We start from the raw sequence: 12499 nt of genomic DNA, 5'->3' as shown, positions 1-12499 counted from the left end.
ACCGATGACTGATGACCGCCAGCTTCCTTCCAGCGATGTCCCCTCCCGCCGCGCCATCGCGTCCTGGTGCCTCTACGACTGGGCGAATTCCGCGTATAACACCATCATCACGACCTTCGTCTTCTCGGTCTATTTCGCCCGCGGTGTGGTCGGCGACCCGGTGGAGGGCACGGCGCGCTGGGGGGCGGCGATGACCGCGGCCGGCGTCGCCATTGCGCTGCTCAGCCCGGTCCTGGGTGCCATCGCCGACCGGGCGGGGCGGCGCAAGCCCTGGATGGCGCTGTTCACCGGGCTGACGGTGGCCTTCACCGTGGCGCTCTGGTGGGTCAGGCCCGATCCGGCCGATGCAGCCTACGCGCTCGCCTGCGTGGTGATCGCCACGGTGTCGTTCGAGTTGGCCAACGTCTTCTACAACGCCACCCTGCCGGGGCTGGTGCCGCAACGGCTGCTGGGCCGGGTGTCGGGCTGGGGCTGGGGCATCGGCTATTTCGGCGGGCTGACCTGCCTCGTCCTGGCGCTGGTCGGCTTCGTCCAGGCGCCGGCCCCGCTGTTCGGCCTGTTCGGACTGGAGTGGGTGGATTGGGGGGAGCAGGCGAATGTCCGTGCTACCGCGCTGCTGGCCGCGGTGTGGTACGGGGTCTTCGCGCTGCCCTATTTCCTGTGGGTGCCGGACGAGCCCTCCACCGGCCAGGGCCTATTGCGTGCGGCACGGGAGGGGGTGGCGACGCTGGTCGCCACGTTGCGCGAAGCCCGGCGCTACCGGCAGGTGATGCGCTTCCTGATCGCCAGCGCCTTCTACCGCGACGGCATCAACACCATCACCGCCTTCGGCGGCATCTTCGCCGCCGGCACCTTCGGCATGAGCTTCGAGGAAATCCTGGTCTTCGCCATCGTGCTGAACGTGGTGGCGGGGGCGGGGGCCATCGGCTTCGCCTGGATGGACGACCGGGCGGGGGCCAAGCCGGTGATCCTGATCGCGCTGGCCGGCATGTCTCTGTGCAGCGTGCCGCTGCTGCTGGCGACTGACCGGTTGTGGTTCTGGGTCTTCGCGCTGGGGCTGGGGCTGTTCTTCGGACCCGCGCAGGCAGCGGGACGCTCGATGATGGCGCGGTTGGCCCCGCCGGGCATGGCGGGCGAGATGTTCGGGCTCTACAGCCTGACCGGACGCTTCGTCGGCTTCTTCGGGCCGCTGCTGTTCGGGCTGGCCACCCAGGCCTTCGCCAGCCAGCGCGTCGGCATGGCGACGGTTCTTGCTTTCTTCGTGATCGGATTCGGGCTTATGCTGGCGGTTCGCGAACCGGCCCGTTAAAAAGGCCGCGTCAAAGCGCCGCACATGAGATCATTCGAGGGCAGAGCTGTTACCTTCGTTTTTGCTGCGACGCACAAAAGTCGAAGCCGAGGGGTACGGACCATGCTGCACATCAACGATATCGAAGCCTTCGCCCGCATCAACGAGGCGCTGAACGAGGACGCCGGCACCGGGCAGGCCGATCATGCCGGCCACGACACCGCCAGCCCGGCCCATCCCGCGCTGGTGATGGCGATGCTGGCGACCGGCCGCCTTCCGCTGTCGGCCGTTTCCAAATCGGCCGACCCGCTGTCGCCCTGGGCCAAGATGCTCCGCCGCTCCTGACCGTCACAACAGCGACAGCTGGTCCCCGGCGGCCGGCGGCACCCGGAAGCGGCTGCAGTCGAGCTGCCAACTCCGGTCGCCCAATCCGTGCTTCCGGCAGGCCAGCTTGAAGCGGTGGCGCAGAAGCTCGGCGTAAGGACCGGTGCCCTTCATCCGCGTGCCGAAGCCGGAGCGGTAGAGCGCTCCGTCGCGGCTCTGCCGCATCAGGCTCAGCACGCGGTCGGCTCGGTTGGGGGCGTGGGTGCGCAGCCACTCCTCGAACAGGGTGGCGATCTCCAGCGGCAGGCGCAGCAGGATATAGCTGGCGGCGGTGGCTCCGGCACCGGCCGCCGTCTCCAGAATCGACTCCAACTCGTGGTCGTTCAGCGCCGGGATCATCGGGCTGGCGAGCACCGCGACCGGTACGCCGGCCTCCGCCAGGGTGCGGATGGTCTCCAGCCGGCGCGGCGGGGTACTGGCCCGCGGCTCCATCACACGGGCGAGGTCGCGGTCCAGGGTGGTGACGGAGATCGCCACCGATGCCAACCCCTGCGCCGCCATCGGCGCCAGGATGTCGAGGTCGCGCAGCACCAGCGCCGATTTGGTGATGATGCTGACCGGTTGGTTGAAGTCGCGGCAGACCTCCAGCACGCGCCGGGTGATGCCTTCCGTCCGCTCGACCGGCTGGTACGCGTCGGTGTTGGCGCCCAGCGCCAGCGGCTGGCAGACATAGGATTTCGCCCGCAGCTCCTTCGCCAGCAGATCCGCCGCGTTGCGCTTGGCGAACAGTTTCGTCTCGAAATCCAGCCCCGGCGACAGGTTCAGATAGGCATGGGTCGGCCGGGCGAAGCAGTAGATGCAGGCGTGCTCGCAGCCCTGGTACGGGTTCACCGACCGGTCGAAGGGGATGTCGGGCGATTCGTTGCGGGCGATGATCGATTTGGCCGACGCCGGGGTTACTGTGGTGCGCACGGGATCGGACAGCGCCTCGTTCCCGCCGGACGCATAGCCGGTCCAGCCGTCGTCGGTCAGGACGCGGGTCTCGCGCTCGAAGCGGCCGGTGGCGTTGCTCACCGCACCACGTCCCTTGATCGGCGGTCGCTTGATCTCATCCATGGCGGCAGCTTAGCCGCGGGTAACTAGAACGTAAAGCGAACAAAAGCGCCATCGGTGCTTGGTTTGCCGAGCATACCCAGCAAACATAAAGATATCTTTATGCTTGCATGGTTCCGGAACCGCTGATACACCCTTCGCCAATTACAGCGGCAGGGCCGGGGATCCGGCGCGCCTGAATCTCCGCTGCCCGAATCGTCACCGCCCACCAGGAGTCATCCCTCATGGCCGCCGAATTCACGGACTACAAGGTCAAGGACATCAGCCTCGCGAACTGGGGCCGCAAGGAGATCACCATCGCCGAGACCGAGATGCCGGGCCTGATGGCCCTGCGGTCCGAGTTCGGCGACAGCAAGCCGCTGGCCGGCGCCCGCATCGTCGGCTGCCTGCACATGACCATCCAGACCGCCGTGCTGATCGAGACGCTGACCGCGCTCGGCGCCACCGTGCGCTGGTCGTCCTGCAACATCTTCTCCACCCAGGATCAGGCCGCCGCCGCCATCGCCGCCGCCGGCATCCCGGTCTTCGCCTGGAAGGGCGAGACGGAGGAGGAGTTCTGGTGGTGCATCGAGCAGACCCTGCGCGGTCCGGACGGTTGGACCCCGAACATGATCCTGGACGATGGCGGCGACGTCACCCAGATCATGCACGACAAGTATCCGGAGATGCTGGACGGCGTCCGCGGCCTGTCGGAAGAGACCACCACCGGCGTGCATCGTCTGTATGAGATGATGAAGAAGGGCACGCTGAAGGTTCCGGCCATCAACGTGAACGACAGCGTCACCAAGTCGAAGTTCGACAACCTCTATGGCTGCCGCGAGTCGCTGGTCGACGGCATCAAGCGCGCCACCGACGTCATGGTCGCCGGCAAGGTCGCCGTCGTCGCCGGTTACGGTGACGTGGGCAAGGGCTCGGCCGCCAGCCTGCGCTCGCAGGGTGCGCGCGTCCTGGTGACGGAGATCGACCCGATCAACGCCCTGCAGGCCGCCATGGAAGGCTATCAGGTCGTGACGATGGAAGATGCCGCTCCGCAGGGCGACATCTTCGTCACGGCGACCGGCAACGTCGACGTCATCACGATCGACCACATGCGGGCCATGAAGGACCGCGCCATCGTCTGCAACATCGGCCACTTCGACAGCGAGATCCAGATCGATGCCCTGCGCAATCTGGTCTGGGAAGAGGTCAAGCCGCAGGTCGACGAGGTCGTGTTCCCCGACGGCAAGCGCCTGATCGTCCTCGCCCAGGGCCGTCTGGTCAATCTGGGCTGCGCCACCGGCCACCCCAGCTTCGTGATGAGCGCCAGCTTCACCAACCAGGTGCTGGCCCAGATCGAGCTGTGGACCAACGCCGCCAACTACGAGAACAAGGTCTACGTTCTGCCCAAGCACCTGGACGAGAAGGTCGCCCGCCTGCATCTGGAGAAGATCGGCGCCAAGCTGACCACCCTGACCGACAAGCAGGCCGCCTACATCAGCGTGCCGACCGCCGGCCCGTACAAGCCGGACCACTACCGCTACTAAGCGGGCGTGGGGTTGAAAAAGAAGGGCCGTCCCGGTGGGGCGGCCCTTTTTTCTTTTAGGTTCTGGTCTCTTGGGAGGAGCGGAGGTGTCAGGCAAGATCGACACGGATGTCACGGATTTAGACACGGATTTCACGGATGTTGTCCGGCAAGGCTGCCGCCGGCCAAGGAACATCGGCTCCAGCAAGCCATAATAAAAATCCGTGATATCCGTGTTTAAATCCGTGATATCCGTGTAAATGTTGCCTCGGGATGCCGAATTACCCTCGAAGCCGAAGTCATTCCGCGCCCGAGATCCTCATCCCCAGCCACTCCACTATCCCTTTGCCGGCCGCAACACCCATGGCGAAGCAGCCCTGCAGCAGATAGCCGCCGGTCGGCGCCTCCCAGTCCAGCATCTCGCCGGCCAGGAACAGGCCGGGGCGGCGGGTCAGCATCAGCCGCTCGTCCAGTTCCGGCAGGCGGACGCCGCCGGCCGAGGAAATGGCGCGCTCGATCGGGCGGACGCCGGTCAGCACCACCGACAGCCCCTTGATCTGCCGGGCCAGCGTCACCGGGTCGGTCAGGTCGGCGGCGGGCGCGAACTCGCGCAGCAGCGCGGCGCGCGGGCCGGTCAAGGACAGCGACTTCTTCAGGAAGGTGGAGAGCGACTCCGCACCGCGGCGGCGCAGGCGCTTGACCAGTTCGGCCTCGGCCATGTCCGGCAGCAGGTCCAGCGTCAGGGTCGCCCAGCCCTCCGCGGTGATGGCGTCGCGGAGCGGGGCGCTCAGCGCATAGACGGCACCGCCTTCGATCCCGGTCTCGGTGATGACGAACTCGCCCTTCAACCGGCGGCCGGCAGCGGACAAGCCGACGCTTTTCACCGGTTGGCCGGCGAAGCGGCTGCGCAGATGATCGGACCAGGGCACCTCGAAGCCCATGTTGGACGGCACCAGTGGCGCCACCTCCACCCCCAGCCCCTCCAGCAGCGGGACCCAGCCGCCGTCCGAACCGGTGCGCGGCCAACTTGCTCCGCCCAGCGCCAGCAGGGTGGCGCGTGGGGCGACGGTGATGGTTTCTTCGCCATTCCGGAAAGTCAGAGCACCGGCCTCGTCCCAGCCGGTCCAGCGGTGGCGGCTGTGCAGGGTGACGCCCAGCCCGTCCAGCCGCCGCAGCCAAGCCCGGACCAGAGTGGAGGCCTTCATCTGCACCGGAAAGACGCGGCCGCTGCTGCCGACGAAGGTCTCGATGCCCAGCCCGGCGGCCCAGCCGCGCAGGTCGTCGGGCGAGAAACCGGCCAGCAGTCGGCGGAACAGCGGTTCCGCCGCACCGTAACGCGGCAGGAAGCGGTCGAGCGGTTCCGAATGGGTCAGGTTCAGCCCGCCGCGCCCGGCCAGCAGCAGCTTGCGCGCCGGGGTGGGCGTGTGATCGAACACGGCGACCCGCAGGCCGGCGGCTGCGACGATTTCCGCCGCCATCAGCCCGGCGGGGCCGGCGCCGACGATTGCCACGTCAGGGGTGGTATGGGGCACTTGGCGGGGCTTTCACAAAAGGACGTGCCCCCGCCCTTCCCGTGCTGCGCGGGGAAGGGCGGGGGCATTCTCGTCTCGACCTCGGTTTCCCGAGTTCAGTCCTCGTAATCCTGGTCCTGCGCCACTTCCTCGGCGAGGTCGGCGGCGAGATCGGCGAAATAGCCGGCGTCGACCTCCAGGCCATTCTCCTCGCAGATGCGCATGAAGATGCGGTATGCGTGCAGGATGGCGACGTCGAGGACGACGAGATCCCCTTCCTCGCTGTGGCGGTCGGTGATGTCCCGCTCCTGCAGGGTGGCGACGATGTCGTGCGCGGCGGCCTGCAGGACCGCGTCCATGGCTTGTTTGTGTTGGGTCGACATCGTGTGGATCCTTGTCCCGGTCGTGCTTCGCGCCCCCGCCCGGCCGGACCGGCACCGCATGGCCGGCGGGAGTGGTCGAACCGTCGGAGGTAACGGGTACGCCCCGGCTCATTTTTGCAGGGGCTCCGTTCGTCCGCGATAGTTCGGCCTCCCCCTTGTTGTAGAATCCTTTTTCACGGGCGAACAAGCCCCTTCACGGAGGGTCGCTGCGTGACCTTCCGGGTAGCTCCGTACCGCTTTCCGGCGCAGCCCCTTCAGCGTTTGGCGGGAACGAGCAGCGCCGCGCCGACATAGCCCAGCGCCTTGCCTTTCCGCCCGACCTTGTACCAGCCGCCGACCGCCTCCATCACCGTCACGCGCTCGCCCGCATCAAGCACGTCCAGCACCTTGGCATCGCAGACCGGGGCGACGCGCAAATTGCCGGCGGCGCGCAGCCGGGCGACGGTGCCCTGGGGCAGTCGGGCGGTCTGCCGCTCCGGCAAGTCGCCGGGCAGGGCGCAGCCGCGGTCCTCGCGGTCGGCCTTGGCATAGCGGCCGGCCTTGGGCGCGGAGGCGGGCTCGCCGCGGTCAGCCGCGACCTCCGTCAGGTAGGCGCTGGTGACGTAGCCCTGCGGCTTGTCGGCACGCCCCACCCGCTGCCAGCCATTCACCGGCGCACCGAAGGCCTCCACACGGTCGCCTTTCTCCACGGTGTCGAGGACCCGGCCCTTGGCGTCCGGCGTGGCGCGCAGGTAGATGCCGGCGGTGGCAACCATCGTCCGCCGGGCGGCAACGGTCTTCTCCGGCTCTTTCGGCGCCGGCTGGCCGGCAGGTTCGGGCTGCGGCTTTACCCGTGGCAGTGGAGGAACCGCGGCGAGGGCTTGCCCCGCATCGCCACTTTTTTGGCCGATGTCCTGGGGATCGACGGGCTTCGGCTCCGGCGTTCTCGCCGCCGGGGTGGGTGTCCGGATCGGGGTGGCAGCCGGGCCGGCCTGCGGGCTGACCGGCGACAGCGGGGCGGGCACCTCCGGCGGATGTTCCCAGACCACGGCAGGATTCGGCAAAGGCGAGACGGGTCGAGCGGGGGTCAGGCGGGGCAGGGCGACGATCGGGGCGGCGGGCGGGGTGAAACGCTCGGCCGGCATCTGGGCCGGCATCTGGGCTGGCATCTGGGCCAGCACACCGGAGGGGGCTGTCAGCAGCAGCAGGGACAGCGCCGAAGCCCGCCGGAGCTCTTTCGGAAACGCGTCGCCCATCGGCCCTCACCCCTCAGTCAAGCGTGATGCGGGCGATCAGCGTCGGCAGGGTCTGGCAGCGCAGAAGCCCGTCCAGCGTCCGGTGTTCGGTCAGCCGCAGGGTCAGGGCGCAGCCGAAGGAGTTCACCGCCAGTTCGGTCTGCGCCAGGGTGCCGACGATGCTGGACGGCCGCGCGATGCTGTAGCCGGGGGCGCCCAGCTTGCCGGCCAACGCCCCGTTGACCGGGCTGAAGCCGTCGATCTCCAGGGTCATCGGTCCCAGATTCTGAACCACCACCTCGGAACTCGGATCCTCCTTGGTGGAATAGAGCTGGACCGGCACGGCGCGGCGCCGCGCGATCCAGTCCTTCAGCGCCAGATTGGCGACCACCGGATCGCGGCTTTGCAGCGCCGCCTCCATCGCCGTCTGGCGCAGTGCCGGGTCGTTGCCGCCCAGCGCCGCTTCGAAGGCGGCCAGCCGCATCGCGCGGTCGTTGCCGGCCAGCTTGCCGCGCAGGTCCGCCAACTGGGCGATGCGCGCCTCGACCGCCCGGCGTTCCGTCTCGGCACGTGCTGCCTCGGCCTTGGCTGCGGCGGTTTGCTGGGCCAGCCGTTCCTCCTCGCGCCGGCGGCGTTCGGTGTCGTCGGCCAGCCGTTGGGCGGCGTCGCGGTCCAACTGCTCGCGCAGGCTCCTTGCTTCGGCCGTGCCCAGCACCACAGTGCGGCCGGGCAATTCCGTCGCGGGCTTGCCGATGCCCTCGAGCAAGCCGGGGGTCTGCGGCGTCAGCGTGACCGTCCAGCCGCCGGCGCCGCGGGTGCCGAGCGCGGTCGCGACCCAGCTCTTCGCCAGACCGGCATCGGCAGCCGGGCGCAGGAAAGTCACCGGCCCTTCGCGGCTGTCGATCAGATAGGTCGGAGCGCCCAGCACCACCCTGGCGGTCACCCGCGCCGCCGCTTGCGGTTCCGGCGACTGGGCGGCGGGGGGCGGCAGCGGCTCCACCATCAGCGCTTCGATGCGCCAGGGCGCCGGCAGCATCGCCTCGAGGCGCGCACGGATGGCGGCTTCCAGACTCTGTTCGGTGGGGGCGGATTCCGCGGCCCGGGCATATCCGGAGGGCAGGGCAAGAGTTGCTCCGCCGGCCAACAGGGCAGCGATGGTGCAGGCCGCGACGCAGCCCGCGAATCGTCCGTTTCCCGGTCGCTTCATCGCCGATCCTTCCTCTTCCACCGCCCGGTCCGTCCGTCAGGCCGTTCCGCCCCATCGGTGTCCGCCCGATTCCCGCAGGAATGATTCGGCACTGGTATAGCGAAGGTGTGAGCCAAGGGAAGCGGCTTTTCCCGGCAACCTGCCGATCTGCGGTTGGAAGCGATACCCGCCTGCGCCCGATTGTCGCGTCGAACCGCAGCCGTGGGTCGAAATTGACTTGGACGGCACACGCCGCTTGCAATATCGTCACACAAATGGATGTATTGGCTCGAACCAGCGGGCGGAACGCGCAACGGATGAGGAACAGGAATTCCCATGGCGGGCACGGGCGGAGGTAAGGAAGGGCCGGGGCTGCTCTGCCGCAACGTGAAGGTGAGCGGGCGTCGAACAAGCCTCAGGATGGAGCCGTTCATCTGGGACTCGCTGAAGGAAATCTGCGAGCGTGAACGGCTGAGCTTGAACGAGATTTGCAGCCGGATCGACGAACGGCGGGGGGAGGCGAACCTGACCGCCTCCATCCGCGTGTTCATCGTCAGCTATTTCCGCACCGCCATCGGCAACCGCGGCTTCTCGGAAGACGGTCCGTCGCCCCTCCTGCGCAAGGCGTTGGACGACGCGGTTCCGATGGACTGATCGCGCGCAGGCTCGGGCAACGAACGCTCACCAGCGCAGGCTGGGCATCGCATAGGTCGGCATATGGCCGGAGGCATCGGCCAATGCCCGCAGGTTGACCGGGTCGACCGCCTCGCCCCAGGCCGCCCCGCCCAATTCCTCCTGGTGGATGCCGGCGGTGACCAGCGCCACGTCGATCCCGGCGGCATTGGCACCGGCGACATCGGTGCGCAGGCTGTCGCCCACCCCCAGGATGCGGCTCTTGTCCGCGATGCCCAACAGTTTGAAACAGCGCTCATAGACCGGGGCATGGGGCTTGCCGTGCTGGCGCACGTCGCCGCCCATCTCCTCATAGCGGGCAGCCAGCGTGCCGGCGCAGATCACCAGCATCGGCCCGACCATCACCACCAGATCCGGGTTGGCGCAGATCATCGGCAGGCCGGCGGCAAGGCAGGCGTCCAGTTGCGGCTGATAATCCGCCACCGTCTCGCCGAAGGTCACGATGCCCGTGTTGACGACGAAGTCTGCCTCGGCCGGAGTTGCCGCAACCTGATAGCCGAGCCCGTCATAGACATCGGTGTCGCGGTCGGGCCCGATGTGGTAGAGCCGACGGCCGAGCGCGGCATGCCAGGGATCGTCGCGGTCGCGCAGGGCTTCATAGGTCGCCTCGCCCGAGGTCATGACATGGTTGTAGCGGTCGCGCCCCAGCCCCATGCCGTCCAGCTTCTCGATCACACCGGGGGTGCGACGCGGGGCGTTGGAGAGAAGGCACAGCGTCTTGCCGGCGGCGCGCATGCGGTCCAGGCAGTCGGGCACGCCGGGATAGGGCTGCTCGCCGTCATGCAGAACGCCCCACAGGTCCAGGATGAACCCGTCATAGCGGTCGATGACCTCGGCGATGCCGGAAATCTGTCGGATGTCGGCCATGGTGTCCGGTCGGTTGATGGTGGGTTGAAGGTCGGATTGCGTCAACAAGCCGGTCTCAGCGTGGTTGCAGCAACTCCGCATAGACCGCCAGCGTATCGGCGCACATACGGTCCTTGGTGTAGCGGTCCGCCACGAAGGCCATGGCACGGGCGCCGATGGCGTCGCGCTGCTCCGGCGTCAGCGACAGCGCCTCGTCCAGCGCGCGGGCCAGCGCGTCGGGATCGTCCGGCGGCACCACCCAGGCGGTCTCGCCGGGGACCACGGTCTCCTGATAGGCGCCGATGGCCGAGACGATCACCGGCTTGCCCATCGCCTGCGCCTCCACGATCACCCGCCCGAAGGCCTCCGGTTCCCGCGAGGCGGAGACGACCACCGTCGACAACAGGTAGGCCGCGGCCATGTCGCTGCAATGGTCGGTCATCCGCACCACGCCGCGCAGGCCGTTGGTGGCGATGCGGTTCTCCAACTCCTCCCGGTATCCGGTACGGCCCTGGTCGGAGCCGACCAGCAGGGCCAGCACGTCCTTGCGCCCCAGCTTGGCCAGTGCGTCGATCAGCACGATCTGGCCCTTCCAACGGGTCAGCCGGCCGGGCAGCAGGATCACTGGCCGATCGTCCGGCAGGTTCCATTGCTTGGCGAGCGTGACCAGCCGCGTCGGACTGACCCGGTCGGGGGCGAAGACGCTGCGGTCGATGCCACGGTGGATGACGCGCACCCGCGCCGGATCGACCGGATAGTTGCCCAGCACATGGTCGCGGATGAAGCCAGAGATGGCGATCACCCGCTCGCCCCGTGCCATCACCGAGTTGTACCAGCGCTTCAGCCGGCCGCCGACCGGCCCGCTGCCGAAATTGTAGGGGGCGTGGAAGGTGGTCATGTACCGCGCGCCGGTCTCGCGACAGGCCAGCCACGCGCTCCAGGCCGGGGCGCGGGAGCGGGCATGGACGATGTCCACCTTATGCTCGCGGATGATGGCGGCCAGCCGGCGGGCGTTGCGGCGGATGGTCAGCGGGTTCTTGGAGGCCAACGGCAGGGTCAGGTGGGTGATGCGGGCGCGGTCCAGTTCGCGCACCATCGGCCCGCCTTCCGATGCCACCAGCGGTGTGCCGCCGGCGGCCTGCAGGGCGAGCGCCATGTCGATGCAGCCGCGCTCCGCCCCGCCGGTGACCAGCGTCGGCACCACCTGCAGCACCGTCGGCGCCCGGCCACCCGGCCAGTGGGGGAGCTGGGTGGCCTGATGGGCGTCCGCGTTGCGCGGGGATGGGTCGGTGGTAAGGTGGGGGTCGAAATCCATGATGCCGGCTGCTTCGCAAGGGGCGGCCCGGGACCGGCCGCGGGCCCCGGCATGCCGGTGTCCGTCGAACCGGTGTCCGACCGTATGCCGGTATCCGTTGCCGAAGGTGACCGTATGACCGAAACCGCAGCCCAACCGGGCGGCGCGCACCATAGCCTAACGCGCGGTGCGGCGACCATAGCCTATCACCACACCCCTGCCGGTCCATCGGGGCAGGGCAAGCCCGGCGTTATGTTCCTGGGCGGCTTCATGTCCGACATGACCGGCGGCAAGGCGACCACGCTGGAGGCCTGGGCGGTGGAGCGCGGCCTGTCCTTCACCCGCTTCGACTATCAGGGCCATGGCGCCTCCAGCGGCCGTTTCGCCGACGGCACCATCGGCCTGTGGGCCGACGACGCGCTGGCGGTGCTGGACCAGGTGACGACGGGGCCGCAGATCCTGGTCGGCTCCTCCATGGGTGGCTGGATGATGCTGCTGGCAGCAACCCGCCGTCCGGAGCGGGTGGCCGGGCTGGTCGGCATCGCGCCGGCTCCCGATTTCACCGAAGACCTGATGTGGGACATCTTCGATGCCGACGTCCGCCGGCAGATCATGGAGCAGGGCGTATGGAACCGCCCGTCGGACTATGGCCCGGAACCCCAGCCGATCACCCGTGCCCTGATCGAGGACGGCCGCAACCACCTGCTGCTGCGCGGTCCCATCCCCTATGGCGGTCCCGTCCGTCTGCTGCACGGTCAGCGCGACCCCGACGTTCCCTGGCAACTCAGCCTGCGAATCGCCGAGGCGCTGACGGGCGACGATGTCCGCGTCACCCTGGTGAAGGACGGCGACCACCGCCTGTCCCGCGCCCAGGATCTGGACCTGCTGTGCCGCACCGTCGGCGCCCTGGTGGATGAAATCGGGGTGGTTTGAGGCGTTACGAAAAAAAGCGTTGCCCGCGTGAAACGGAGGCTTGCATCGCCGCGAACCTCTGGCTATAACGCGGGCCTCTACGGAGGGGTGGCCGAGCGGTTGAAGGCGCACGCCTGGAAAGTGTGTATACGTCAAAAGCGTATCGAGGGTTCGAATCCCTCTCCCTCCGCCACTAAGTTTCCGGGATAGACCCGCTAAAAAGGCTCGGCTGAA

The 12499-nt window shown here is 68.4% G+C and carries 12 protein-coding genes and 1 tRNA gene; 6 read left to right on the top strand and 7 right to left on the bottom strand.

From position 1 onward, the window contains the following. Positions 1-4: 4 nt before the first annotated feature. Entirely contained in the window at positions 5-1309 is a 1305-nt protein-coding gene (locus tag FZ983_RS28405; protein ID WP_149227733.1) for an MFS transporter, read from the top strand. 102 nt (positions 1310-1411) lie between these two features. Then, a complete protein-coding gene (locus FZ983_RS28400; protein ID WP_149227731.1) occupies positions 1412-1633 on the top strand; it encodes a hypothetical protein in 222 nt (73 codons plus the stop codon). Positions 1634-1636: 3 nt separating this feature from the next. Here the strand turns inward: FZ983_RS28400 and FZ983_RS28395 are convergent, their stop codons facing one another. Then, complete coding sequence (locus FZ983_RS28395) at positions 1637-2728, bottom strand: PA0069 family radical SAM protein (RefSeq protein ID WP_149227730.1); 1092 nt, start codon at positions 2726-2728, stop codon at positions 1637-1639. A 221-nt stretch (positions 2729-2949) separates the two neighbouring features. Between FZ983_RS28395 and ahcY the strand changes: the two genes are divergently transcribed. After that, positions 2950-4248, top strand: coding sequence for an adenosylhomocysteinase (gene ahcY, locus FZ983_RS28390; RefSeq protein ID WP_149227727.1), 1299 nt, complete (start codon positions 2950-2952; stop codon positions 4246-4248). Positions 4249-4525: 277 nt separating this feature from the next. Here the strand turns inward: ahcY and FZ983_RS28385 are convergent, their stop codons facing one another. The 4 genes from FZ983_RS28385 to FZ983_RS28370 all read right to left on the bottom strand — a co-directional run bounded on the left by FZ983_RS28385 (position 4526) and on the right by FZ983_RS28370 (position 8541). Beyond that, a complete protein-coding gene (locus tag FZ983_RS28385; protein ID WP_247884022.1) occupies positions 4526-5704 on the bottom strand; it encodes a TIGR03862 family flavoprotein in 1179 nt (392 codons plus the stop codon). A gap of 149 nt (positions 5705-5853) precedes the next feature. Beyond that, the gene (locus FZ983_RS28380) at positions 5854-6120 is read right to left on the bottom strand and encodes a hypothetical protein (RefSeq protein WP_014246535.1); all 267 of its coding nucleotides are present in this window, start codon (positions 6118-6120) and stop codon (positions 5854-5856) included. Positions 6121-6374: 254 nt separating this feature from the next. Continuing rightward, entirely contained in the window at positions 6375-7355 is a 981-nt protein-coding gene (locus tag FZ983_RS28375) for an SH3 domain-containing protein (RefSeq protein WP_149227725.1), read from the bottom strand. A gap of 13 nt (positions 7356-7368) precedes the next feature. After that, entirely contained in the window at positions 7369-8541 is a 1173-nt protein-coding gene (locus FZ983_RS28370) for a hypothetical protein (protein ID WP_149227723.1), read from the bottom strand. A 315-nt stretch (positions 8542-8856) separates the two neighbouring features. Between FZ983_RS28370 and FZ983_RS28365 the strand changes: the two genes are divergently transcribed. Next, a complete protein-coding gene (locus tag FZ983_RS28365) occupies positions 8857-9174 on the top strand; it encodes a ribbon-helix-helix domain-containing protein (protein ID WP_149227721.1) in 318 nt (105 codons plus the stop codon). Positions 9175-9201: 27 nt separating this feature from the next. Here the strand turns inward: FZ983_RS28365 and FZ983_RS28360 are convergent, their stop codons facing one another. Together FZ983_RS28360 and FZ983_RS28355 are read right to left on the bottom strand one after the other, a co-directional pair. Continuing rightward, a complete protein-coding gene (locus FZ983_RS28360; RefSeq protein ID WP_149227719.1) occupies positions 9202-10080 on the bottom strand; it encodes a TIGR01459 family HAD-type hydrolase in 879 nt (292 codons plus the stop codon). A 55-nt stretch (positions 10081-10135) separates the two neighbouring features. Further along, complete coding sequence (locus FZ983_RS28355) at positions 10136-11374, bottom strand: glycosyltransferase family 4 protein (RefSeq protein ID WP_149227717.1); 1239 nt, start codon at positions 11372-11374, stop codon at positions 10136-10138. A gap of 114 nt (positions 11375-11488) precedes the next feature. On the opposite strand from FZ983_RS28355, the gene FZ983_RS28350 reads away from it, so the two are divergent. Together FZ983_RS28350 and FZ983_RS28345 are read left to right on the top strand one after the other, a co-directional pair. Then, a complete protein-coding gene (locus FZ983_RS28350; RefSeq protein WP_149227715.1) occupies positions 11489-12286 on the top strand; it encodes an alpha/beta hydrolase in 798 nt (265 codons plus the stop codon). Between the two features lie 81 nt (positions 12287-12367). Then, positions 12368-12458, top strand: a tRNA-Ser gene (locus tag FZ983_RS28345). Positions 12459-12499 lie beyond the last annotated feature (41 nt).

It is taken from the genome of Azospirillum sp. B21, assembly GCF_008364825.1.
Lineage (GTDB): Bacteria > Pseudomonadota > Alphaproteobacteria > Azospirillales > Azospirillaceae > Azospirillum.
Note: the sequence above shows the minus strand (reverse complement) of the source record. Positions and strands in the feature narration are given on the sequence as shown.